This is a genomic window from Micromonospora yangpuensis, from assembly GCF_900091615.1.
Classification (GTDB): Bacteria; Actinomycetota; Actinomycetes; order Mycobacteriales; family Micromonosporaceae; genus Micromonospora; species Micromonospora yangpuensis.
The window spans coordinates 3,262,593-3,286,747 of sequence record NZ_FMIA01000002.1; the positions used below are offsets into that span (position 1 = coordinate 3,262,593).

The 24,155-nt window shown below is 73.2% G+C and carries 16 protein-coding genes; 5 read left to right on the top strand and 11 right to left on the bottom strand.

All coding sequences use genetic code 11. From position 1 onward, the window contains the following. The first annotated feature begins 61 nt into the window (after window positions 1-61). Together GA0070617_RS14800 and GA0070617_RS14805 are read left to right on the top strand one after the other, a co-directional pair. The gene (locus tag GA0070617_RS14800; RefSeq protein ID WP_217628816.1) at window positions 62-4,345 is read left to right on the top strand and encodes a family 43 glycosylhydrolase; all 4,284 of its coding nucleotides are present in this window, start codon (window positions 62-64) and stop codon (window positions 4,343-4,345) included. A gap of 142 nt (window positions 4,346-4,487) precedes the next feature. After that, window positions 4,488-5,606: an HAD-IC family P-type ATPase gene (locus GA0070617_RS14805; RefSeq protein WP_229688365.1), complete on the top strand. Its 1,119-nt coding sequence runs from the start codon at window positions 4,488-4,490 to the stop codon at window positions 5,604-5,606. Between the two features lie 144 nt (window positions 5,607-5,750). On the opposite strand, the gene GA0070617_RS14810 is transcribed toward GA0070617_RS14805, so the two are convergent. Genes GA0070617_RS14810 through GA0070617_RS14830 form a run of 5 tightly spaced genes read right to left on the bottom strand, consistent with a single transcriptional unit; the run spans window position 5,751 to window position 13,193 of the window. Next, entirely contained in the window at window positions 5,751-8,687 is a 2,937-nt protein-coding gene (locus tag GA0070617_RS14810; RefSeq protein ID WP_091446427.1) for a DUF5682 family protein, read from the bottom strand. 38 nt (window positions 8,688-8,725) lie between these two features. Continuing rightward, the gene (locus GA0070617_RS14815; RefSeq protein WP_091437860.1) at window positions 8,726-9,838 is read right to left on the bottom strand and encodes an ATP-binding protein; all 1,113 of its coding nucleotides are present in this window, start codon (window positions 9,836-9,838) and stop codon (window positions 8,726-8,728) included. Window positions 9,839-9,850: 12 nt separating this feature from the next. Beyond that, on the bottom strand, window positions 9,851-11,314 hold the full coding sequence (locus GA0070617_RS14820; protein ID WP_091437863.1) for a VWA domain-containing protein: 1,464 nt from the start codon (window positions 11,312-11,314) through the stop codon (window positions 9,851-9,853). Beyond that, window positions 11,311-12,726 (bottom strand): hypothetical protein, encoded by a 1,416-nt coding sequence (locus GA0070617_RS14825; RefSeq protein WP_091446432.1) that lies wholly within the window; start codon window positions 12,724-12,726, stop codon window positions 11,311-11,313. The genes GA0070617_RS14820 and GA0070617_RS14825 overlap by 4 nt, the downstream gene beginning before the upstream one ends. Beyond that, window positions 12,726-13,193 (bottom strand): hypothetical protein, encoded by a 468-nt coding sequence (locus GA0070617_RS14830; protein WP_091446430.1) that lies wholly within the window; start codon window positions 13,191-13,193, stop codon window positions 12,726-12,728. Before GA0070617_RS14830 ends, GA0070617_RS14825 begins: the two co-directional genes overlap by 1 nt. Window positions 13,194-13,572: 379 nt before the next feature. Between GA0070617_RS14830 and GA0070617_RS31530 the strand changes: the two genes are divergently transcribed. Together GA0070617_RS31530 and GA0070617_RS14845 are read left to right on the top strand one after the other, a co-directional pair. Next, complete coding sequence (locus GA0070617_RS31530; protein WP_229688364.1) at window positions 13,573-15,369, top strand: right-handed parallel beta-helix repeat-containing protein; 1,797 nt, start codon at window positions 13,573-13,575, stop codon at window positions 15,367-15,369. 228 nt (window positions 15,370-15,597) lie between these two features. Beyond that, window positions 15,598-16,815: an MFS transporter gene (locus tag GA0070617_RS14845; RefSeq protein ID WP_091437865.1), complete on the top strand. Its 1,218-nt coding sequence runs from the start codon at window positions 15,598-15,600 to the stop codon at window positions 16,813-16,815. On the opposite strand, the gene GA0070617_RS14850 is transcribed toward GA0070617_RS14845, so the two are convergent. The 6 genes from GA0070617_RS14850 to GA0070617_RS14875 are packed head-to-tail and all read right to left on the bottom strand — an operon-like array spanning window position 16,777 to window position 22,790. Further along, a complete protein-coding gene (locus GA0070617_RS14850; RefSeq protein WP_091437868.1) occupies window positions 16,777-17,676 on the bottom strand; it encodes an STM4011 family radical SAM protein in 900 nt (299 codons plus the stop codon). The genes GA0070617_RS14845 and GA0070617_RS14850 overlap by 39 nt on opposite strands. Next, window positions 17,673-18,998: an STM4012 family radical SAM protein gene (locus GA0070617_RS14855; protein ID WP_091437871.1), complete on the bottom strand. Its 1,326-nt coding sequence runs from the start codon at window positions 18,996-18,998 to the stop codon at window positions 17,673-17,675. Before GA0070617_RS14855 ends, GA0070617_RS14850 begins: the two co-directional genes overlap by 4 nt. Beyond that, a complete protein-coding gene (locus tag GA0070617_RS14860; protein WP_091446434.1) occupies window positions 18,995-19,798 on the bottom strand; it encodes an STM4013/SEN3800 family hydrolase in 804 nt (267 codons plus the stop codon). The genes GA0070617_RS14855 and GA0070617_RS14860 overlap by 4 nt, the downstream gene beginning before the upstream one ends. Then, a complete protein-coding gene (locus GA0070617_RS14865; protein ID WP_091437875.1) occupies window positions 19,786-20,874 on the bottom strand; it encodes an STM4014 family protein in 1,089 nt (362 codons plus the stop codon). The genes GA0070617_RS14860 and GA0070617_RS14865 overlap by 13 nt, the downstream gene beginning before the upstream one ends. A gap of 28 nt (window positions 20,875-20,902) precedes the next feature. Then, window positions 20,903-21,850, bottom strand: coding sequence for an STM4015 family protein (locus GA0070617_RS14870; RefSeq protein WP_091437878.1), 948 nt, complete (start codon window positions 21,848-21,850; stop codon window positions 20,903-20,905). Window positions 21,851-21,857: 7 nt separating this feature from the next. Then, window positions 21,858-22,790 (bottom strand): STM4015 family protein, encoded by a 933-nt coding sequence (locus GA0070617_RS14875; protein ID WP_091437881.1) that lies wholly within the window; start codon window positions 22,788-22,790, stop codon window positions 21,858-21,860. Between the two features lie 226 nt (window positions 22,791-23,016). On the opposite strand from GA0070617_RS14875, the gene GA0070617_RS14880 reads away from it, so the two are divergent. Next, window positions 23,017-24,078: a serine hydrolase gene (locus tag GA0070617_RS14880; RefSeq protein ID WP_091437884.1), complete on the top strand. Its 1,062-nt coding sequence runs from the start codon at window positions 23,017-23,019 to the stop codon at window positions 24,076-24,078. Window positions 24,079-24,155: the final 77 nt, after the last annotated feature.

The following is a 24,155-nucleotide window of genomic DNA, read 5'->3' on the forward strand; positions in this document are numbered from 1 at the left end:
TCAACAATTCGATCCTGTTAACGCTCACATCCCCCATCCCCCACTGTCGAGGGAATCCACCGTGCCCCCTGCCGTTCGCCGAACACCACCACCATCCACAGTCGACCCCGCGACCCGGCGTCCTGGCCGGCCGCTGGCCGCCGGTCTGCTGCTGACCCTCCTGGTCGGACTGACCCCGGCCACGGCGTCGGTCGCCGCCCCCACCGCCACCGACGCCCGCACCGACGTCACCGACGGCCTGGTGCTGCGCTACGACCTGACCCAGTCCAGCGGCACCAGCGTCACCGACTCCTCCGGCAACGGCCGACACGGCACCCTCACCGGCGGCGGGACCTGGACCGGCCCCGCCGGGTTGGCCCTCGACGGCATCGACGACCACGTCAGACTGCCCGACGACGTCCTGGCCGGGCTCTCGTCGATCACCGTCTCGGTCGACGTCCTGGTCGCCCCCGACCAGCAGACCCCGTACTTCATCTGGGGCCTGGGCAACCCGGCGACCTCGCAGGCCGGCACCGGCTACCTGTTCACCAGCGGCGACGCGCTGCGCACCGGGATCACCACCGGCAACTGGTCCGGTGAGCGGGTCACCGGCAAGGGCGCCAACCTGGCCCGGGGAGTGTGGAAGTCCGTCACGTACACCCAGACCGGGACCACCGGCACCCTCTACGAGGACGGGGTCCAGGTCGCCCGCAACACCGGCGTCGACATCCTGCCCCGCGCCGTCGGTGGCGGCCGGACCACCCAGAACAACCTGGGCCGGTCCACCTACGCCAGCGACCGCTTCCTGAAGGGCCGGGTGGCGAACTTCCGGATCTACGACCGGGCCCTGACCGCCGCCGAGGTGACCGCGATCGCGCTCACCGACACCACCCGGGCCGAGGCGGCGGCCGCCGCCCTGCGCCTGGTGCACCCCGACGACGTGCGGAGCAACCTCACCCTGCCCACCGTCGGGCTGGGCGGCGCCACCGTCGCCTGGCGGTCGACCCGGCCCGGCACCGTCGCCCCGGACGGGGTGGTGACGCGTCCGGCCCACGGTGCCGGCGACGCGCGGGTCACGGTGACCGCCACGGTCACCGTCGGCACCGCGCGCACCGAACGCGCCTTCGAGTTGACCGTCCGGGAGCTGCCCGAGCCGGCACCCTACGTCGGCTACGCGTTCAGCTACTTCACCGGCAACTCGATCGAGGGCGAGAAGATCTACTTCGCCGCCAGCCAGGGCAACGACGCCCTGCGGTGGACCGAGCTGAACGGCGGACGGCCGAAGCTGGAGTCGACCCTCGGCACCCGGGGCCTGCGGGACCCGTTCCTGATCCGCAGCCCGGAGGGGGACCGGTTCTTCCTCATCGCCACCGACCTGTCGATCGGCCGCAACGGCGACTGGGACGCCGCCCAGCGGCAGGGCAGCCGCTACCTGGAGGTCTGGGAGTCCACCGACCTGGTCACCTGGTCGGAGCAGCGGCACGTCGAGGTCTCCCCGCCGACCGCCGGCAACACCTGGGCTCCCGAGGCGTACTGGGACGACGAGCGCGGCGAGTACCTGGTCTTCTGGGCCTCGAAGCTGTACGCCGAGAACGACCCGGGGCACACCGGCAACACGTACAACCGGATGCTGGCCGCCACCACCCGTGACTTCGTCACCTTCAGCCCGGCCACCGTGTGGCAGGACCGGGGCGAGTCCCGGATCGACTCCACGGTGATCCGGCAGGGGTCGACCTACTACCGGTTCACCAAGGACGAGGGCGGCGGCGGCACCGGCTGCTCCGACATCATCCAGGAGAAGTCGACCTCGCTGACCGCCGTCGACCGGCCGGGCCGGCCCGCCTGGACCTTCCAGGCCGGATGCATCGGTCGGGACGCCGGCACCCGGGCCGTCGAGGGGCCGACGGTGTTCCGGGCTAACCCCGGTGACACCTCCGGGTCGAGGTACTACCTCTTCGTCGACGAGTACGGCGGCCGGGGTTACATCCCGCTGGGCACCGACGACCTGGAGAACCCGGACTGGACGGTGCCGGCCGCCTACGACCTGCCGGCCAGCCCGCGCCACGGCACCGTCATCCCGGTGACCAGGAAGGAACTCGACGCGTTGCACGACGCGCCGCCGCCGGTGCGCGCCACCGCCGAGGGACTCGTCGCGCACTACCCGCTCACCCAGGGCGACGGCACCACGGTCACCGACGCCTCCGGCAACGGCTACCACGCCAGCCTCGCCGGCGACGCCGCCTGGCGCGACGACGCGCTGCGCCTCGGCGGCACCGACGGCCACGTCGACCTGCCCGACGACATCATGGCCGGCCTCGACGAGATCACCGTGTCGATGGACGTGAACATCGCCGCCGACCAGGCCACGCCGTACTTCGTCTGGGGGTTGGGCAACACCTCCGGCGGCGTCGGCAACGGCTACCTCTTCACCACCGGCGACAACTACCGCACCTCCCTGGCCCTGGGGAACTGGACCACCGAGGAGACCGTCACCAGCGGCCGCGCGCTGCCGCGCGGCACCTGGAAGACGGTGACGTACACCCTCGACTCGGCCGGCGTCGCCCGGCTCTACCTCGACGGGGTGCGGGTCGCCGAACGGACCGGGGTGGCACACCGGCCCGGTGACATCGGTGGCGGCCGGACCACCGCCAACTACCTGGGCCGGTCCCAGTACGGCGCCGACCGGTACCTCAAGGGTCAGGTGCGTGACTTCTCGCTGTGGAACCGGGCGCTGGACGAGGCCGAGGTCGCCGGGCTCGGCGCCAACGGCACCAGCGTCGTCGCGGTGCGCTCCGACGCCCTCAAGGTGCCGGCGATGATCGACGCGGCGGCCGGCACCGTCACCCTGCCGGTCCGGCCCGGCACCGACCTGGCCACCCTCGCCCCGACGTACGTGGTCGCCCCGACCTCGACCGTGCGGGTCGCCGCCGACGCCGACTACACCACGCGGGTACGGGTCACCGTCACCAGCGCGGCCGGCGAGCGGCGGACCTGGGTGGTGCGGACCGTGCCGATGCGCTCGCCGGTGCTGCCCGGCTACCACGCCGACCCGAACATCGTCCGGTTCGGCGACACGTACTACATCTACGCCACCACCGACGGCCTCCCGGGCTGGAGCGCCTCGACGTTCACGGTCTGGTCCAGCAAGGACCTGGTCGACTGGACCGCCCACGACACCATCCTGGACCTGGGCCCGGACATCACCTGGGCCGACACGAACGCCTGGGCCCCGGCCGCGGTCGAGAAGAACGGCAGGTACTACTTCTACTTCTCGGCCCAGCAGAACATCGGCGTCGCCGTCGCCGACTCGCCGCTCGGGCCGTTCGTCGACCCGCTCGGCAAGCCGCTGGTCAGCAAGGACGACTACCAGGGCGCGCAGCAGATCGACCCGGCGGTGTTCACCGACGACGACGGCCAGAGCTACCTGTACTGGGGCAACGGCACCCCGTACGTGGTTCCGCTCAACGACGACATGATCTCGTACGACGTCGGCAGCCGGGTCCGGCTGTCCGGCCTGCGGGACTTCCGCGAGGGCCTGTTCCTGCACAAGCGGGCCGGCACGTACTACCTGTCCTGGTCGATCGACGACACCCGCAGCGAGAACTACCGGGTCGGCTACGGTGTCGGGACCAGCCCGCTGGGGCCGTTCACCAGCCGGGGCGAGATCCTCACCAAGGACCCGGGTCAGGGCATCCTCGGTACCGGACACCACTCGATCGTGCAGGTGCCGGGGACCGACGACTGGTACGTCGCGTACCACCGGTTCGCCATCCCGGGTGGGGACGGCACCCACCGGGAGACCACCATCGACCGGCTCTACCACGAGGCGGACGGCTCGATCCGTACCGTGGTGCCGACGCTGGGCAGCGTCGAGCCGCTGCGCTACCGGGGCGGCCAGCCCCGGGCGCGGATCTCCGATCCGGGTGACGACGGCTGGCACGGCGGCAACGCCCGACTCACCCTGGAACACGGAGCCCTCATCCGCAGCGCCGAGTACCAGATCGACGGAGGTGGCTGGGTGCCGTACTCCGGTCCGGTCGAGCTGCCCGCCGGCAGGTACGAGATCCGGTACCGGGCCCAGTCGCAGAACCTGCTCTGGAGCAACCCCTGGTCGCTGTCGGTGACGGTGGACCGGACCGCGCCGACGGTGACGGCGACCCTGCTCGACCGGCGGGTGGTGATCGACGCGGCCGACGCCGACTCCGGCCTGGCCCGCGTCGAGTACCGGGTCGACGAGGGCCAGTGGCAGCCGTACCGGGCGCCGTTGCGCGTCGACGACGACCGGCACGTCCTGCGGTACCGGGCGTTCGACGTGGCCGGCAACGTCACCGCCACCGGCCTGCGGATCCCCGCCGTGCGGGACTGACCCGCAACCCGTCCCGGCCGTCCGGTCCGCACGTAACGACCCTGGAACCGCCCGACCCGGAGTATCCCGGTCGGGCGGTTCCGTGCCGACGGCTCGCCCCGGCGACCCGGCGGGGGCCATGGTGGGTGCGGAGGTGACGGCCATGGCTCACGACCATCCGGCCCACGGCGGGCACGACTCCCACGCCGGGCACGACCTGCGGCAGTTCCGCCGCAGGTTCTGGCTGAGCCTGGCGTTGACCCTGCCGATCGTGGCCACCAGCCACCTGGTGACGGACTGGTTCGGGTACCGGCCGGCCGTCGCCGGCGCCGACTGGGTCGGCCCGGTGTTCGGCACGGTGGTCTTCGGCTACGGCGGCTGGCCGTTCCTGGTCGGTGGGGTACGGGAGATCCGGGACCGTACCCCCGGCATGATGCTGCTGGTCTCGATGGCGATCGTGGTCGCCTACCTCGCCTCCCTGGCCACCGCCCTCGGCGCGTTCGACCTGGACTTCTGGTGGGAACTGGCCGCCCTGGTGACCATCATGCTGCTCGGGCACTGGCAGGAGACGAAGGCCATCGGCCAGGCCCGGGGCGCGCTGACCGCCCTGGCCGCGCTGCTGCCCGACGACGCCGAACGGATCGACCCGGACGGCGCGGCGCACCGGGTGCCGCTGGGCGCACTGACCGTCGGCGACACGGTGCTGGTCCGCGCCGGTGCCCGGGTGCCGGCCGACGGCCGGATCATCGACGGCGCCGCCGAGCTGGACGAGTCCATGATCACCGGGGACGCCCGCCCGGTCGCCGAGTCCGTCGCCGCCGAGCTGGGCTTCCGCAGCGGTGTCGACGAGGTCTTCGCCGAGGTGCTGCCGGCCGACAAGGACCGGGTGGTCGCCGACCTCCAGGCCCGGGGGTTGCGGGTGGCGATGGTCGGCGACGGGGTCAACGACGCCCCCGCCCTGGCCCGGGCCGACGTCGGGCTGGCCATCGGCGCCGGCACCGACGTGGCCATCGAGTCCGCCGGGGTGGTCCTGGCCTCCTCCGACCCACGGGGCGTCGGCGCGGTGATCCGGCTGTCCCGGGCCTCGTACCGCAAGATGCGGCAGAACCTGGCCTGGGCGGCCGGCTACAACGTGGTCGCCCTGCCGCTGGCCGCCGGCGCGTTGGCCTGGGCGGGGTTCACCCTCAGCCCGGCCGTCGGGGCGATCCTGATGTCGGCGTCGACAATCGTGGTCGCCCTCAACGCCCAGTTGCTGCGTCGGGTCCGGCTCACCCCGGACTGAACGGTCGTCCGGCATCCCGGGCTCCCGCCGGCCCTCTGGCACCGCCGGCCGGCCCTTCGGCATGCCGGCCGGCAGTTCGGTACCGCCGGCCGGCGCTTCGTGCGGACGGCCGGCATGTCGGCACCGCGGGCCGGCGGGAGCCCGTCAGCGGCCCGGGGTGGTGGCCAGCAACGTGGCGACGGCCGTGCCGGTGGCCGGATGCGCCGCCACCAGCGCCGCGCCGCCGGCCGCGGACGCCGTACCCCCGGCGGTGCCGACCGACGACGGCACCGGCTGCCAGTCGCCGGCACAGCCCAGCAACGCGGCCACCGCGTCGGTCGCCGCCGGATGGCCGGTCAGCAGGGCGGACACCCGCGGCGAGGGCCCGGCCGGGGAACCACCGGACACCGGGACGGGCGCGGGACCGTGCCACGGCGGCACCCAGACGTCCAGCTCCGCCACGGTCGGCGGGAAGGTGCGCCCGGCCTCCCGGACCAGCAGCGGCACCAGCTCCGGCCCCTGCTCCCGCAGGGTGGTGATCAGCGTGGGCAGCCAGGGCAGCAGCACCGGGTCGGGCAGTCGGGCGAACGCGGTGGAGAGGGTCTCCACCACGAACGGGGCCAGGCCCGGCACCGGTTCCAGGGCGTGTACGAAACCGGCAAGGTACCGGGGGAAGGCCGGCACCACCAGCGGGTTGTCCAGCAACGCGGCACACCACTGCCGCAACTCGGCCAGGGGCAGGATGCCGAGCTGGTGCCGGGCCGCCCAGAGCAGGGCCACCTTCGCCGGCTCCTCGGGCTTCGACTGGTCGACGGCGATCTCCAGTTGGGACCGGTCGCAGCCCAGCGAGATGGCCACGCTCTCCATGCTGAACAGGAAGCCCAGCATCGCCCCGACCTGTCGGGTGCCGGTCTCCTCGTCGATCACGGTGGTCGGCAGCAGGGTGCAGTAGTGCGCGTACCCGGTGGTCACGAACGCCGCGCACCAGGCCGGCAGGTGCGCCGCGGTGGCCTGGTAGTGGGCCAGTAGCCGCCGGATCCGGCGCAGCACGTCGGGAGCGTCGTCGACGCTGCGTTCGGCGGCCAGCAGCTCGACCGCCCGGGTGCCCAACTCGTCGACCAGCCGTGGGCTGTCGAGCAGGCAGATCGCGTCCTCGACGGCGGCCAGCGCGGTCGCGGCGGTCGCCGACGGGTGGCGCACCGCCCGGCGCAGGCGCAGCTCCAACACCTGCTCGACGGTGACCCCCTCGTACCCCAGCTCGATCAGGGCCCGCTGGTCGCGGCCGAGGGCCAGGTCCCAGCTCTCCTGGATCGACCGGTGACCGAGCCGCCGCTCGCCCATGATCGGGCGGACCGTGGTCGGCGGCAGCAGGTAGCGCAGCATCCACAACAGGTCGGAGCAGGCACCCAGCCCGGGATCGGCCCGCAGGTCCAGCAGGGCCCGGCTGATGGTGCGTTTCTCCAGGTCCAACCCGAGCGGTCGGAGCCGGTCCAGCACGTCGCGGGCCAACGGGGGCAGCGAGTCGTAGCCGACCTGCCCGATCCGGTCCCCGCCGAGCAGGATCTCGCAGAGCCGGCGGACGTCCCGCCGCCCCGGCACCACGTCCTTCTCGATGCAGGTCACCGCCGCGTCGGTGAAGTCGTACACGGTGGGCCGGGCCCGGTTACGCAGGCCGGCGAGCAGGATCGAGTGCTCGAAGACCGCGATCGCGTCGGCGGTGCTGGCCAGGTACCCGTTGCGACGGGCCAGCCGGACGATGTCCACGCACCAGCCGCGCAGCTCCGCGGCGTCGAGCCCGTCCGGCTCGGCGGGCGCGGCGAGGAAACCACTGAGCCGGTCGGTGACCTCGTCCGGGGTGGCGCCGGCGGGGGGCGCCGCCGCGCGGGCACCCCGCCGCCCGCCGCCGGCGCGGGACCGTTCGGTGCGACCGGACAGCCGGTACGGCGTGACCCCGGCCCGGCTGACCGCCTTGGCCCAGGTGGCCGCCGCGATCGACACCGAGCCCGGAGCCAGGCCGAACTGCGCCTCGATGGCCGAGTGGCTGGACGGGATGAGCCCGTACCGCCAGGCGGTGCCGCTGCGTTCGGTGATCTCGAAGGCCGGCGCGGTGGAGTCCAACCCGAACTGCTCGACCCGGCTGGCGGCGTGGAACGCGCCGCAGACGTACAGGCAGTCGGCCGGGTCCGCGCCGGAGGCGGCCAGGTGCTGGCGGATCCGGGTCCACATGTAGCGCTCGCGGTCCTCGTCGGTGCCGGTGCGATTGGCGTCGCTCGGGCGCAGCCGCCGGAACAGACTGCCGATCAACACCATGACCTGCCGGTACGTGTCGTGGTCGGCGTCGACAAGCGGACGTTCGACGTACTGGTCCCACCACTCCGACCAGTGCCGCACCTTGCCGTGGTGCAGCAGGTGCGCCTCCAACTCGGCGAAGCGGGGACGCAGGTCGCCGATCTCCACCCCGACCGCGTCGCCGTGCAGCTCCGCCTCCTCGGCGGCCCCGACGGTGGTCGCCTCGCCGGTCTCCGCGGCGGCGGCCGGCGGTGCTCCGTCGTCCTCGGCGACCTGCGGTGCACCGTCGTCGTCGGCGGCCTGCTGCGCGCGGTGCCGGGGGGACCACTGGAAGACGTGGTCGGTGGAACGGTCCACCAGCACCAGTTCGACCCCGGGGGTCTGCAACGCGTACGCGATCGCCTGGTACTCGGCGGAGGCCTCGGTGATCGGGGCGATGACGCTCAACGGCGCCCAGTCGGTGGGGAAGCCGTCCAGTTCGGAGGCGAACGCCTGCACCGCCACCGGCAGCCGGCAGTTGCGCAGCTCACCGAGGAGCGGCTGGAGATCCTCACAGAGCTCCAGGTAGATCACCTTGGGCTGCTTGACCCGCAGCCGGCGCAGCATCGCCAGCCCGGAGGCCGGCGAGTGGTGGCAGACCGGGAAGATCTCCAACCGCTCGCCCAACGCCCGGTCGACGTCGTCGACGATGCCGGCGAGGATGCCGGCCAGCGCGTCGGGGGAGCCGGCGAAGGCCGCCGCCGCCTCGGTGAGCTGATCGCGCAGCGCACCGAACGGCCCGGACCCGGCGTCGCCGAGGGGGGCCGCCGGCACCGGCCCGGCTTCGAGTACGCCGTGGGGAAGCGGGCCGCTCACGACATGGCCTTGATCGCCTGACGGCCACCGTCGAGGAACTCCGGCCAGTCGCCGCCGTCCTGCTTGGCGCGCGGCTCCACCACGCCGTGCAGGTACTTGTTGAGGATCGCCAGGTCCTCCGGGCTGCGCCGGGCCAGCGACCCCAGCAGCGACGAGGCAAGGGTCTGGGCCCGCAGCGTCCGGTCGCCGAAGAACTGGCTGTGCAGGATGGCGTCCTCCAGCACCCCGATCTGCTCGGCGGTGGAGAGCGCCGACTCCAGCTTCTCGTCGTCACTGGTGGCCGCCGCGGCGGCGGCCCGCAGGTCGGCGAAGCTCTGCAACAGGATGTCCAGCAGGGTGGGCGGCACGTCCAGCTCGATGCGGTGCCGGCGGAGCAGCTCCTCGGTACGGAACCGGACGATCTCCGCCTCGCTGCGCTTGTTGGCCACCATCGGGATCCGGACGAAGTTGAACCGTCGTTTCAACGCCGAGGAGAGGTCGTTGACGCCCCGGTCCCGGCTGTTCGCGGTGGCGATGACGGCGAAGCCGGGCTGGGCGAAGACGATGTTGTCGTCGTTGAGCTCCGGAATGGAGACGTACTTCTCGCTCAGGATCGAGATCAGCGCGTCCTGCACGTCACTGGTGGAGCGGGTCAGCTCCTCGAACCGGCCGATCACCCCCTGCTCCATCGCGGTCATGATCGGGGAGGGGATCATCGAGGCGCGGGACTGTCCCTTGGCGATGACCATGGACACGTTCCAGGAGTACTTGATGTGGTCCTCGGTGGTGCCGGCGGTGCCCTGCACGACCAGGGTGGAGTTGCGGCAGATCGCCGCGGACAGCAGCTCGGCCAGCCAGCTCTTGCCGGTGCCCGGATCGCCGATCAGCAGCAGACCCCGGTCGGAGGCGAGGGTGACGATGCTTCGCTCGACGAGACCGCGGTCGCCGAACCACTTCTGGCCGATCTCCCGGTCCAGGCCGTCGGCCCGTTCGGAGCCGAGGACGAAAAGTCGGACCATGCGGGGGCTCAGCCGCCAGGAGAACGGCTTCGGACCGGTGTCGACCGACTCCAGGTAGTCCAGCTCCTCGGCGTACTTGGTCTCGGCGGGGGCGCGCAACATGTCGGACATGGGGATGGACTCCTAGGTGAGGAAGCTCTTGAGCTCGAAGACGAGTTTGCGGATGTGACCGGAGATGACCGGGGTGCCCAGGTCCTTCAGACGCTGCCGGAACCACGGGTCGACGCTCTGCTGACCGGAGCTGCTGACCGAGCCGACCGGGATGAACCGCACCCCGGAGCGGTGTACCGCCTCGATGCCGTCGAACAGCGCCTGGGACCGGCCGAACTCGTAGAAGTCGGAGATCCAGACCATCACCGTGTTCCGGGGGTCGGCGATCTTCGGCTGGGCCATCGCCATCGCCACCGGCCCGTCGTTGCCACCGCCCAGCTTGGTACGCAGCAGCACCTCGAACGGGTCGTGCACCCACGGGGTCAGGTCCAGCGCCCGGGTGTCGAAGGCGATCAGGTGCACGTCCACCTTGGGCAGCCCGGCGAAGATGGACGCCAGGATGGTGCAGTTGACCATCGAGTCGACCATCGAACCGGACTGGTCGACCACCACGATCAGCCGCGACGGGGTGGTCCGGCGGGCGGTCTGCCGGTAGTAGAGCCGGTCGACGTAGAGCCGCTCGTCGGCCGGACTCCAGTTGGTCAGGTTCTGCCAGATGGTGCGGTCCAGGTCGAGGTTGCGGAACACCCGCTTCGGCGGCACCGACCGGTCGATGGTGCCGACCGTGGTCCGCTCCACCTGGGTACGCAGCACCTCGGCGACCTCGTCGACGAACCGCCGGATCAGCGACTTGGCGTTGGCCAGCGCCACCCCGGAGAGGTTGGCCTTGTCCCGCAGCAGCTGCTCGATCAGCGACATGCTCGGGGTGAGCTGGCGGGCCAGTTTCGGGTCGGCCAGCACCTCCCGCAGGTGCATCCGACGGACCAGGTCGCCCTCCAGCCCGGCGAGGGTGCCGCCGAGCCCGGTACGTTGCCGGCGCAGCTCGCCGACCTCGGCGCCGAGGGCCTGCTCGAACCAGCCGGCGTCGGCCTGCCATCCGGCGAGCTGACCGGCGCTGACCGGCCCGGCTCCGGTGCCGAAGACGTTGAGCAGCAGCTTCGACACCAGCGCGGCCCGCCGTACCTCGTCCGCACCGGGCCGGTACGGCCCGTCGGTCGCGGCCCCGGTCAGGTCCCCGGCGTCGGTGGAGTCCCCGGTGTCGTCGGTGGGGTCCGCAGTGTCGTCGGTGGGCTCCGTGGCGCCGTCGGTGGGGGAGTCGTCCCCGGTGGGGCGCAGCAGGCCGCGCAGCTCGTCGGCGAGCGCCGGGAAGCGTTGCACCACGGAGTCCACCGAGACGCCCGGGTCCAGCAGCGCGGCCGGCAGCCCGAGATCGGCCACCACGTCCATGCTCGCCGTCTCCAGCGCGGGCTGCTCGTTGGCGTCGAACAGCCGGGACAGCAGCCGCCAGTAGAGCACCTGACGGCGGTTGGCGTCGGCGAGGTCGCCGGCCGGTACGTTCTTCGTCGCCGCCTGGGCGACCTGCTCCGACTCGGTCATCGGCGCAGCAACCGTCCCGCGCGTTCGCGCAACACGGCCACGGCGTCGCCCGCCCTGGCCTGGGTCTTCGCGATCTTCGGATCGGTGACGCCGCCGGCCCAGTCGCCGTTGTGCGCCTCGACCGGCTTCTTCCGGACGGTGGCCCGCACCGCCAACGGCTGCACCCACCACCGGCCGTCGTCCCAGCGCAGCAGCCCCAGGCAGGCCGACGAGGCGGCGACCAGGTCGGCGGTGAGCGGGCCGGCGGCGCTGAGCCGGTCGACGGCCACCGGCAGCGACTCGCCGTCGACGTCGAAGACGAGCGTCGCACCGTCGGTACGCGTGGCGTATGCCTCCAGGAGGACGGGCTCGGCGATGCCGGCGGGGTGCCGGTCCAGCGGTGGCGGCGCGGACGCGGTGGCGGTGGCGAGCAGGACCCGGGCGGTGGCGAACGGGTCGGCGGGCTCGCCGAGCTGGGCGCGCGCGTCGTCCCAGTGCAGGTCGCCGCCGCTGAGGGGCAGGTCGGTGACGGTGAGCGCGCGACGCTCGGCCACCGCGGTGAGCAGGGTCGGGCAGGCCCGCAGCAACCGCCACAGCGCCGGTCCGACGATGGTGTCCACCTTCGCCGCGCCGACCGTGGTCCGCACCAGCCGGGGCGGCTGGCCACCGGTCGGTTCGAGGACCGCGTGCAGTTGGACCTGCACGGCCGTGTCGTGCTGGTGCAGGTCCACGCCGAGCGGGAGGAGCCGGCCGGAGACCCGGGTCTGCGGTCGCGACGCGTCGGCGGCGCCCCAGGAGAGCAGGGTGGCGCGGGCCCACAGGTCGGCCCAGCGGCGGGTCGGCGCCTGCGGCAGCGTCGCGACCGGCAGGCTGACCCGCAGTTCGGCGGCGAGACCGTCGAGCAGTACCCCGAGCCGACGCAGGCCGGGCTCGGTGAGCGCCGCCTCGACCGGGGTGGCGGCGGCGGAGAGCAACTCGTGGTCGACGCCGCGCCAGCCGACCACCGCCACCTCCTGCAACCAGGACCGGGCGACCGCGGCGGCCGGCGGCACCGGGCCGGCACCGTCACCGGCCGGGCCATCGCCATCGCCATCGCCCGCACCGTCCCGGGTCCGGCCGAGCGCGGTGTCGAGCTGGGTGAGCAGGGCGTCGTGGGCGGCGCCGAGCAGCGCCGAGCGGGCTCCGGCCAGTGCGGCGAGGTCGGCCTCGGTGACCGGGCCGGCGGACACCGTGCCGGCCGCCTCGGCCACCCGGGCCGCGAGTGGGCTGCCGGCCAGTGCGGCGGCCAGGGCCTGCAGCGCCTCGGCGTCGGCCGGGCCGACCCGGGCGAAGCCGCGCAGCAGCGTGTCGTCGAAGCCGGCGGCGACCTCGAGGGCCTCGGTCAGTCCGGCCGGTGGCTCGTCGCGCACCGTGGCGATCTGGGTGCCCCGCATCAGCGGCCGGCCACGGTGGACGGGAACCAGCACAGCTCGGGCACGGGCGTGCCGACCTCCGGTAGTTCCAGGTACGCCAGGTGGCGCAGGAAGCTGCTGAAGACCGCCGCGGCCGGGGTGGGCTCGTGCCGGGTGTCCAGCCGGGCCAGCAGTTCCGCGCCGGTGGTCACCTCGTCGGTCACCTCGGCCCGCAGGTAACGGGCCACGCGGTCGACCCCGTACTGGACCAGCGCCTCGGTGGCCAGCAGGTGCAGGTGCTTGCAGGGCGCCCCCCGCAGACCGCCGCAGGGCCGGTTGTTGTTGGTGCTGCAGTGGTAGGTGTGCGTGCCCGCCGCGATCGACGAGACGTAGACCCGTTCGATGTCCGAGCCGCTGGAGACCACTCCCTGCAACCGTCCGTCAGCCAGCTCGACGAAGGGCACCTTGGCCAGTTGGCGGGCCCGCGCCGGTGGCACCACCGTCAGCACGCTGCGCCGTGCCCACCCGTCCTGTTCCGCGTCGGTCACTTCCCAACCTCCCCGCCCGCCGTGCTGGCGGCGTCGACAATGCGGCGGCGGTCACCCGGTGCAACCGGGGCCGCCGTGACCACAAGATCATGGAGGACGGGTACGACATCCGCAGCGGATCCCCCGATCAGTCCATCCTCCTAGGACGCTTTACGGGGTGTGCCCCTCCTCGTGGGGAGTGGGCGCTGGCCGGGTCGACCGACGTTCTCGCCGCGCCGGGCCGGATCGACAAGTGGTTGACACGTGTGAATATTTCCTCGTAACGTCTGGGGAAAGCGCTTTCTCAGGCTGTGTCGCCACCACCGGCCATCACCCACTCCATCCCCGGAGGTAAGCCGTCATGCGCCCGTCCCGCCAGCGTCGGCTGGCTCTCGTGCTGACCGCGGTGCTCGCATCCGCGGCCGCCCTTGTGGTCGGCCTGGCCACCACCGCCTCCGCCGCCACCGTCTTCAGCGACGACTTCGCCGACGGCGACATCAGTGACTGGTCCAAGTCGGGCGGGACCTGGGCCGTCGTCTCCGACGGATCCCCGGTCGTCCGCCAGAGCAACTCCGGCAGTGAGAACGCCCGGATCTTCGCCGGCAGCACGAGCTGGACCAGCTACACCGTGCAGGCCCGGGTCAAGCCGCTCAGCCTGGGCGCGGGCGGCCACGCCGGCCTGCTCGCCCGCGCCTCCGGCTCGACGCGGTACTACCGGCTGGCGCTGCTGGCCGGCAACCAGGTGCAACTGCAGGCCGTCAGTGGCAGTTCGGTGACGGTGCTCGGCAGCGCCTCGCGGACGGTCGCCACCGGCACCTGGTACACCCTCGCCATCACCGTCGACGGCAGCACCATCCGGGGCACCGTCGACGGCGCCCCGGTCGGGCAGGCGACCAACTCGCTGTCGAGCGCCGGCCGGATCGGTCTGCAGACCGCGTACGCGTCGGCCTCCTTCGACGACGTACGGGTCGACACCGGCGGCACCGCGCCGACCACCCCGCCGCCGACGACGGTGCCACCGACCACCCCGCCGGTGACCACTGCGCCACCGACGACCGGCACCCTGGTCGTGGCCACCACCGGTGACGACGCCAACCCGGGGACCCTGACCCGGCCGCTGCGGACCATCCAGCGCGCCCACGACCTGGTCCAGCCGGGCGGCACCATCGCGGTACGCGGCGGCACGTACGCGCCGAACGTCACCATCAAGATCCTCAAGGACGGCAGCTCCACCCAGCCGATCACCCTCATCAACTACCAGGACGAGCGCGTGATCATCGACGGGGAAAACATGCCGTACACCCCGGGCGCCGTGGACTCGAGCATCCCGCGTCCGGACCGGGGCGCCCTGCACGTCGAGGGCGACTGGTGGCGGTTCGTCGGTCTGGAGATCATCAACGGCCCGTACGGGATCTTCGGGATGGACACCAACAACGGCCGGTACGAGCGGCTGATCACCCGGAACAACTACGAGTCCGGTCTGCACCTGCAGGGTTCCTCGGCCGGAAACCAGATCATCGACCTGGACAGCTACGGCAACCGTGACCCGCGTAAGAACGGCGAGAGCGCGGACGGTCTGGCCATCAAGGAGGGCTCCGGCGCCGGCAACGTGGTCCGGGGGGCCCGGCTGTGGAACAACGCCGACGACGGCTTCGACGCCTGGCTCTTCCTGAGCCCGATCGTGATCGAGAACAGCGTCGCCTACGGAAACGGCTACAACCGGTGGAACCTGCCCCACTACACAGGTGACGGCAACGGCTTCAAGAACGGTGGCGGCACCGACCCGCGCCCGGCCGTCAACCACCTGACCCGCAACAGCATGGCCTGGGACAACTCGGCCAGCGGCTTCATCGACAACGGCAACCCCGGCACCCTGGTCTGGGAACGCAACACCGCCTGGGACAACGGCAAGGACGGCTTCAACGTCTCCCGGTCCACCTCCAGACTCACCGGCAACCTGTCGGTCGGCAACGGCGGCACCAACGCCTCGCTGGGCAGCTCCACCGGCGCCGGCAACTCCTGGAACCTCGGCGGCAGCTGGACCTTCGTCAGCACCGACCCTTCGACGATCACCGGCCCACGGGCGGCGGACGGGTCCATCCCGACCTCGTCGTTCCTGCGCCCGAGCAACGGCGCGGAGGTGGGTGCCCGGCTCTGAGTCCGGCCGGTCACCGTGCTGCCGGCGGCACCGCGTTGCCGCCGGCAGCCGCCGGCCGGAGCTCCGGCCGCGCCGCGCCGGACGATCCGGACCGGCAGGGTCACCGCCGATGGAACGCTGGTGGTACGTCGGATTAACGACCTTGACCTCCACATTGGAAGCGGTGAATGCTGATCCGATGACCGTCGCTCACCGCCACGCCGCCGACACGCCGAACGGGGATCGGCGATGACCGGCCCGGTCGCCGCGAAGGCCGACCCCGGGCGGCGTACCGACGGGTCCGTGTTGGCCGTGCTCTTGCTGGCCTCGACCCTGACCGTGATGGCCGGTGCGGTCCTGGTGCCGGTGATCGAGCTGATCCGGGCCGACCTGGGCCTGACCTCGGCCGCCGCCGGCCTGATCCTCACCGCCCACGGGTTGTCGTTGGCGCTGGCCGGGCCGCTGGTGGGTCGGGCGATGGACCGCTGGGGGGTACGCGGCCCGCTCGCCGCCGGGCTGGTGCTCTACGGGCTGGCCGGCGCGGTGGGGCTGGTCGTCAGCTCGTACCCGGTGCTGATCGCCAGCCGGTTGGTCTTCGGCGTCGGCGCGGCGGTCGTCTTCACCGGCGCCACGGTGGGCCTGCTCAACCTCTACGAGGGGGCGGCCCGGGACCGGGCGATGGGGTGGCGGTCGACCGCGATCAGTCTCGGCGGCATCTGCTTCCCGATGGTCGGTGGCGCGCTCGGGGCGATCTCCTGGCACGCCCCGTTCGCGGTGTACCTGCTGGGTGTGCCGCTGGGGTTGGCGGTGCTCTGGCTGCTGCCGGCGACCACGGCGGGTCCGCCGGGCGGGGCCGGGGCTGCGCTGGGTCGGCTGTTCAGTTTCCCCCGGCAGGTCCTGGTCCTCTGCGGTCTGCAGTTCGTGGCCAGTGGCCTGCTCTACGGCGTGCTGGTCTTCCTGCCGCTGCGGCTGGCCGAGGTGGGCATCACCAGACCGTTCACGGTGGCCCTGTTCACCGCGACGATGTCGCTGGTGATGAGCCTGGTCGGCCTCGGCTACGCCCGCCTGCGGGCTTGGCTCGGCAACCCCCGGCTGGTGATCGTCTCGTTCGCGACCTGGACGGTGGCGCTGGCCACCCTCGCGGTGACCGACGTGCCGGCGCTGCTGCTGGTGGCACCGGCGGTCTTCGGCATCGGGATGGGGGTGGCGGTGCCGGCGATGACCCTGCTGGTGGCCGAGCACGTGCCGCCGAACCGACGCGGCCAGGCCACCGCGCTGCTGGCCACCGCCACCTTCACCGGCCAGTTCGTCTCTCCGCTGCTGCTCGGGCCGGTGCAGAGCGCCACGTCGGTGCCGGCGACCTTTGCCACCTGCGCCGCGCTGGCCGGGGTCGTCCTGGTGGCGCTGTTGGTGACGCACCGCCGCGGGTCAGCCGACGACGTGCCCGGGGTCGGCAAGGCGGGCTGAGTCGGGTGCCGGGTGTGGCCAGACGGCCGGGATGCGTTCCAGCACCCCGCCGGCGAAGACGTCGCGCAGGCCCAGCGGTTTGAGGTGGACGTAGCCGATGTGGCAGTCGCAGGTCGCGGCGGGGCACGGGCGGGGCCGCAGCGCCGCTCGCCAGGACCCGTCGTAGAGGTTGCCGATCGGGGTGGGCAGGAAGTGACAGCGGCGGACGGTGCCGTCGCCGTCCACCGAGATCGCCGTCTCCCCGGCGTGGCAGGGCCGGTCCAGGGAGAGGTGCGGGCGGACGCTGTAGCCGAACAGCGGGTCCAGCCCCGTCCAGAGCGCCTCCTCGGCGGCGTCGTAGCGGTGCCCCTCGGCGGCGTTGACCCAGAGGTACACCTCGGCGGGCAGGGCGGCGCGCAGCGCCTGGGCCTCGGCGAGGTGCTCGGGCAGGCCGACCACCCCCACCGAGTAGCGCACGCCCAGCTCCGACAGGCGGGCGCAGCGGTCCAGGAAGCGTTGCCGGCTCACCTGGCCGGGATGGTAGGTGGTCCACAGGGCCGCCCGCCGGGCGTCGGCGTCGGCCAGCCAGTCGACCCGGGCGGCCAGGTTGGTCTGGATGACCACCCGCCGCACGTGCGGCAGGTGCGACAGGGCCACCATCGCCTCCCGGTACCAGCGGCGGGTAAGCCCCTCGCCCCACGGGGTGAACAGCACCGACAGCGGTACGTCGGTGGTCTGCCGGACCCAGGCGGTGAACCGGTCCAACGCCGTCCGGTCGGCGGCCAGCAGCTCCGGCGGGTCGTGGCGCTTGGCGAACGGGCAGTACGGGCAGTCGTAGTTGCAGCTGGCCAGCGGGCCGCGGTAGAGGATCGCCAGGCTCACCGCAGGGCGTACCCGTCCATCGCGTGGCGGACCTGGTGGGAGGTCAGCCACGGGCCGATCGCGTCGGAGCGGGCCAACCCGGCCGGGGTCAGCCGCAGCCCGTCGGCGCTGGCCCAGCCCCGCCGTGCCAGCTCGCCCAGCTGTGGGAAGTCGTCGACCGGTGTGGCGCCGAAGCGGGCCCGGTAGGCGGCGGCGTCCACCCCCTGCACGCGCAGCAGTGACTGGAGCAGCCAGCGTCGGCGCTGTTCGACGGCGTCGAGCCGGTAGCCGATCTCGGCGTACCGGAAGTCGTCGGCGGGGCGGGACAGGTAGTCGTCGAGGACCGCGCGCACCTGCGACACGCTGACCGCGTAGTCGAACGAGTAGTGCAGGTCGGTGGTGTAGGAGCGGGCGCCGCAGCCGAGGCCGACCATGCCGTCGGCCTGGCAGCAGTAGTCCGGTCCGGCGGGGGTGGGCACGTCGGCCCGGCGGAACTGGCGCATCGACTCCTGCCGGTAGCCGGCCGCGCCGAGGACCTGCACGGCCTGCTGGTAGCGGGCCAGCCGGTCGGCGTCCCAGTCGGCCCGGCTGGGTGCCCGTCGGCCCAGCCCGGTCAGCGGTCGCACGTACAGCGGGTAGAGGTACAGCTCCTCGGGCTGCCAGGCCAGCGCGGCGTCGAGGCTCTGCCGCCAGGTCTCGGCGCTCTGCCCGTCGATGCCGTAGATCAGGTCGATGTTGAGCACCGGGATCGCCGCGTCGCGGATGGCGGCCAGGGCCGCCTCCACCTCGGTGCGGCGTTGCGGCCGACCGGCGGCGCGGGCCTCGACGTCCAGGAAGCTCTGCACCCCGATGCTGACCCGGGTGGTGCCGTGCGCGGCCAGGACCGCCAGCCGCTCCGGGGTCGCGGTGGCCGGGGAGGTCTCCACCGACAGCGGTACGCCGGGCAGCCGGGCGCCCATCGTGGTGGTGGCGATGTCGAACAGTTCGGTCAGCTCGTCGGCGGTCAGGTAGGTGGGGGTGCCGCCGCCGAGGGCGGTGCGGGCGTACCCGGCGTCGCCGCCGAGGCTGTCGGCTACCTGTTCGGCCTGTCGGCGCAGCTGTCGCAGGTAGGCGGTGACCTGGTCGGCGGGGGCGTGGGCGCGGGTGAACAGGTTGCAGAAGCCGCAGCGCATCTCGCAGAACGGCACGTGCAGGTAGAGGAAGAGCGCGTCGCGGGGCTCGGCCCGCCACACCTCGGCCAGCGTCGGCCGGGGCCGCAGGGCGCGGTACGAGGTCTTGTGCGGGTACGCGTACACGTACTGCTGGTAGGGCGAGCCGTCGAGGTGCTGGTCGGTGCTGGTCACGGTGCTCCCGGGGGCAGGGTGAAGTGGGCGTACGGGACGCTCCAGACGACGTCGTGGCCGATCCGGTGGCCGGTGTGCCCGTCCTCGCCGTAGGCGGTGCCGTGGTCGGCGCAGACGATGGTGAACACCGGCCGGCCCCGGCTGGTGAGCAGGGCGACGAGCCGGTCGATCCGGCCGTCGACGTACTCCAGGGCGGCGGCGTGGCTGGTCAGGTCGTCGCGTTCGGCGCCGGGCCGGTAGTGCCGGTTGGGTTGGTGCAGCGCCGCGACGTTGAGGAAGGTGAACAGCGGCCGGGTCGGCGCGACGGTGGGCAGCACCTGCGCCAGCCGGTCGAGTTGGGCGTCCAGGCAGTCCGGTGCGGTGACGCCGAAGGCGGGCTCCCAGTGCGCCTCGGTGAAGAGTCCGGGCAGCACCGCGCCGAGCGGGCTGCGCTGGTTGAAGAAGCCGACCCCGCCCAGGCAGAGCGTGTGGTAGCCCTGGCCGGCCAGGGCGGTGGGCAGGTCCGGGGCGTCGAAGACCCAGGTGTCGTCGCCGGCGGTCTCGCTGCCGGGGAAGGCCGCGGCGTACAGCCGGACGTGTCGGCCCGGGGTGGTGGGGGTGGGCAGGAAGCCGGCGAAGAAGGCGTGGTGGGCGGCGTAGGTGAAGCTGGCCGGGGAGTGCCGCCGTTCCCACCGGCCGGCGGGCAGCAGCCGGGTCAGCGCGGGGGTGCGGCCGGTGGCGGCCAGTTCGGCGGCCACGTCGTAGCGCAGGGTGTCCAGGGTGACCAGGCAGATGTCGTGGCTGCCGATCAGGCTCCGCATGCCGGCACCTCCGGTGCGGTCGCCCGCCAGCGGGCCCATTGGCCGCTGGTCAGGGCGTGGACCTGCGCGGCGTAGGTGTCCCGGCCGTCGGCGAGCACCCCGGGCAGCAGGTCACCGAAGGCGTTGACCTCGGCGACGGCGTGCCGCTGCCAGCCGGTGAGGAACATCAGGTCGACCCCGACCTGCAGGCTGCCCGGGAAGCAGGCGGCGGCCCGCTGGCAGGTGCGCATCGCCGCCGACCAGGCGGCCGGGCCGGCGGCGGCCCGCAGCGCGGTCAGGTCACCGCGGGCGTTGCCCAGGTGCAGGTTGGTCAGCGGGCCCCGTGCGGTGCGCACCACCGCGTGGCGGGGCTCACCGGCGACCACCACCACCCGCAGGTCGACCACCCGGTCGCCGAGCCCGGCCTTGGGTAACCAGCGTTCCACGTGCAGGCCCTCGGGGGCGAGCCGGTCGACCAGGGCGGCGATGGTCGCCTCGTCGTCGTAGCGGCGGATCCGCAGGGAGTTGAACAGCCCGTCCGGGGCCACCTCGATCGGGGTGACCGCCTGGAGGCGGTGGGCGCCGACGGCCAGGGCGATCACCCCGGCGGCCGACGAGCCGTGTGCCGGTTTGACGAAGACCCGGTGCCAGCCGGCCCGGTCCATGGCCGCCCGCAGCGAGGCGTACCCGTCGACGGGGCCGAGGGCCGGGGGTACCGGCACCCCGGCGGCGGTCAGCCGGGCGTGGCAGCGGCGTTTGTCGCAGAGCACCGCGATCTCCGTCGGGTCGTTGAGCAGCTCCGCACCGCCGGCGGCGACCCGGTCGAGGGCGTCGACCATCCCGGCGTACGTGTCGGCCAGGCCGAGCAGTTCGCCGTGGCGGGCCGGGGCGGCCGCCCCGCGCAGCAGCCGGTCGACCTGCGGGTCCTCGCCGGGGGAGTCGACGCGCAGCAGGGTGCCCGGCCCGGGTGGGGTGGCGCCGGTGAGCAGGTCGGCCCAGGGCAGCACGGTCGGTGCGGGCAGCCCGGCGGCCCGTACCGCCGCGGTGAAGCCGGTGACCCGGCGGTTGTCCGGGTTGCCCAGTACGGTCAGCCGCATGGCGGCCCCGTCGGGTGCCGGCCGGTGGTCACTCGCCCACCGCCACGTAGCGGTGCGGCTCGTCGTCGTCGGAGTCCTCCTCCTGCGGGTCGGAGAGGTCCACCCGTACCCCGGGCAGCGCGGCGGTGACCGCCGCGGCCGTGGTGTCGGTGAGGTAGTGGTGGTGCAGGTCCAGCTGGTCGAGGTGGGTCAGGGGCTGGCCGGCGAGCAGGGCGCGGGCGCCCCGGTCGCCGAGGGTGCCCAGGGAGAGGTCCAGCCGGCGCAGCCGGGCCACCACCGGGGCGTCGGCCAGTGCCTCGGCCAGCTCGTCGGCGTGCTGGGCGTTGCGCAGCCCGAGCCGACGCAGCGCCGCGAAGCGCTGCCCGGCCAGCAGCGGGGCCAGGTCGGCCAGTTCGGTGTCGCCGCCGTAGTCGGGGTCGCCGAGCCACAGTTCGAGGTCGGTCAGGGCGGGCAGGTCGGAGTCCAGGGTCGCGCCGACGAACGACCGGGACAGCCCGCCGCTCTGCACCGTCAGCTCCCGCAGGGCCGGGTGCCGGACCGGGGTGAACCGGAAGTCCTGGCCGCCGCGTACCCACAGCACCTCCAGCTGCGGGTACGCGGTCAGCAGCGGGCTGACGTCGCCCACCAGCATCCAGGAGACCTCGCACTCGTCGAAGGTCATGTCGCCGAGGAAGAGCGACCGCAGGGCCGGCAGCCGGGGTGCGGCGGCGCAGATCTGCTCGATCGGGGCGGTGTTGAACGCCGCGTAGCCCCAGGCACCGACGACCAGGGACTCCACCGTCGGGCCGGCCTGGGTGACGAAGCGGTCGAAGGCTGCCGCGAAGGCCGCCGACGGCACGTGCTCCTGCTGCTGGTCGAAGTCGTTGACGGCCAGCCGCCAGGCGACCGGGCCGGCCACGTCCGGCAGCGGGCCGTCGGGTGGCACCTGGACGACGGGGCGGCCGGCGAAGTGGGTGGCGTGTGCGCCGAAGGTCATGGCCGGTTCACTCGCCGACCGCGGTGAAGCGGTACTCGCGGTCGCCGTAGACGTGGACCTCCTGCGGGTCGGCGATGTCGACCTCGACGCCGGGCAGGGCGGCGACCAGCCGGTCGGCGCACTGCTCGGAGAGGAAGTGGTGGCTCAGGTCGAGCCGGCGCAGGTGGGTCAGGGGCTGGCCGGCCAGCAGTGCCTCGCCGCCGGTGTCGGTGAGCACCCCCTTGGACAGGTCGAGCACCTCCAGCCGGGCCACCACCGGGGCGGTGGCGACCGCCCGGGCGATGTCGTCGGCGAACTCGGAGTTGCAGATCGCCAGGTGGCGCAGCTCGGGCACCCGGTCGCCGGCCAGCAGTTCGGCGAGGTCCTTGCCGGTGGTGTCGCCCTGGTACTGCTGCTGGCCGAGCCAGAGGTCGAGGCGGCGCAGGGCCGGCAGGTCGCTGGCGGCGACCGCCCGGGAGACCGTGGCGGGCAGCCCGCCGGTCTGGAAACCCAACTCCCGCAGCCCGTCGTGGCGCAGCGGCGCCAGCCGCAGCTCGTTGCCGCCGCGTACCCAGAACGTCTCCAACGCCGGGTAGGCCCGCAGCAGCCCGGTGATGTCGTCGTGGGTGATCCAGGAGATCTCGCACTGCTCACCGACCAGGTCGGCGAGGAAGAGGTGGCGCAGCCCGGTCCACTCGCCGGCTGCGGCGACCAGCAGGTCCAGTGGGGGAGCGGACTCGTACGCCGCGCCCCACTCGCCGATGACCACCGCGCGTACCGCCTCGGCGGGCACCTCGGCGCGGAACGCGGCGAACAGGGCGGCGAAGACCTCCGGCTCGGCGTCGAAGTCCTCGATCTCCAGTCGCCAGGCGACTGCCGACGGGTCGTCCGGCAGTGTGCCGCCCGGCACGAAGGGTGCCACGGGCAGCCCGGCGAACGACGTCAGATGGGAGTTGATCACACCGGCCTCCGGCTTTGCTGTGCGATGACGGGTGCGACCGTAACAAGCCCCACCGACACGATGATCAGCACCGAGGGCCCGCCGACGCCGGGTGCGACGCCGCGGCAGGTCGCGGGGTGGGAGGTGGCGTGCCGCCTCGACCGGGTGCGATATTGACGCGAGCCGACTCGGTCCGATGTGCTCCGAGGCGGTTGTCGGTGGTGTCGGTCGAACAGGGGAGCAACGCATGGCGGAGCAGGTCAGTCGGCGGCTGGCGTTGGGTGTGGGGGCGGCGGCAGCCGCGTGGGCGGTGACGCCGGATGCAGCGCGGGCCGCCGGACCGACCGACCCGGGCCCGCCCGATGCCGGACCCGGCGGACCGGGTGTGGACCGGGTCGTCGACCCGGCGACCCGGATCCGGCAGGCCTACCAGCAGCAGAAGGCGGCGGCGGGCGGGGTGTGGCACTCGCACGTGGCGTTGCGTGATCCGGCGGGCACCCTGCAGCCGGTGGTCGCCGACGACGCCGACCGGGTCACCCAGGGTTACAGCGTGCAGAAGCTGGCCGTCGCGGTGGCCGTCATGGACAAGATCGACCGGGGTGAGCTCCGCCTCGACCAGCGGCTGGACCTGACCGCCGACATCATCCTCGGCGGCAGTGGGATCTACTTCCTGCAGACCGTCTACGGTGACGAGCTCACCCTGGCCAACGTGCTCACCGCGTTGCTGTTGGTCTCGGACAACACGGCGGTACGGATGTGCGGCCGGGTGGTGCCGGCGCTGGAGATCAACGAGATCCTCGCCGCGAAGGGGTTCGCCCACACCCGGGTGGAGCCGGTGGCCAACCCGAACCGGTTCTACCTCGGGGTCACCACGCCCCGGGAGACCCACGACCTGCTCCGGCGGCTGGCCGCCCGGACGTTGCTGTCGACCCGGTCGGCGAACTTCCTGCTGGGCATCCTGCGCTGGATCAACGGCTACCACGACGGCATCCGCCGGGACATGTCCTCGGCGCAGCGCAGTCGGGTGGCCACCAAGTACGGCGCCGACTACGACACCCGGGGCGCGGCCCGGCACGAGGCCGGCATCATGTTCGACGCCACCGGCGCGCCGGCGCTCACCTACGCGTTCTTCGCCGACTCCCTCGGCGACCTGGACAACTACGGTGGGACCCACCCGGCGGTACGGGCGCACGCCGCGTTGGGCCGGCTCCTGCTCGACACCGTCGACACCGCCGGGGTCGCGGCGTCGGTGGCCGGCGCGCAGCCACGCCAGCGGCTCGTGCCGTTCCGCCCCGTCAACGGCGGCTGAGCGGAGCCGGCGGTACGGCGGGCCCCGACGGTCCGGGCGTGGCTGTTGTGTCCGGCCGCCGCAGCGCGGATGCTGTA

What these genes read in the sequence shown, in the direction of transcription:
- GA0070617_RS14805 (WP_229688365.1), top strand. Translation starts at nt 4,488, where the DNA reads ATGGCTCACGACCATCCGGCCCACGGCGGGCACGACTCCCACGCCGGG.
- GA0070617_RS14815 (WP_091437860.1), bottom strand. Translation starts at nt 9,838, where the DNA reads ATGTCCGACATGTTGCGCGCCCCCGCCGAGACCAAGTACGCCGAGGAG.
- GA0070617_RS14820 (WP_091437863.1), bottom strand. Translation starts at nt 11,314, where the DNA reads ATGACCGAGTCGGAGCAGGTCGCCCAGGCGGCGACGAAGAACGTACCG.
- GA0070617_RS14825 (WP_091446432.1), bottom strand. Translation starts at nt 12,726, where the DNA reads ATGCGGGGCACCCAGATCGCCACGGTGCGCGACGAGCCACCGGCCGGA.
- GA0070617_RS31530 (WP_229688364.1), top strand. Translation starts at nt 13,573, where the DNA reads ATGCGCCCGTCCCGCCAGCGTCGGCTGGCTCTCGTGCTGACCGCGGTG.
- GA0070617_RS14845 (WP_091437865.1), top strand. Translation starts at nt 15,598, where the DNA reads ATGACCGGCCCGGTCGCCGCGAAGGCCGACCCCGGGCGGCGTACCGAC.
- GA0070617_RS14860 (WP_091446434.1), bottom strand. Translation starts at nt 19,798, where the DNA reads ATGCGGAGCCTGATCGGCAGCCACGACATCTGCCTGGTCACCCTGGAC.
- GA0070617_RS14865 (WP_091437875.1), bottom strand. Translation starts at nt 20,874, where the DNA reads ATGCGGCTGACCGTACTGGGCAACCCGGACAACCGCCGGGTCACCGGC.
- GA0070617_RS14870 (WP_091437878.1), bottom strand. Translation starts at nt 21,850, where the DNA reads ATGACCTTCGGCGCACACGCCACCCACTTCGCCGGCCGCCCCGTCGTC.
- GA0070617_RS14880 (WP_091437884.1), top strand. Translation starts at nt 23,017, where the DNA reads ATGGCGGAGCAGGTCAGTCGGCGGCTGGCGTTGGGTGTGGGGGCGGCG.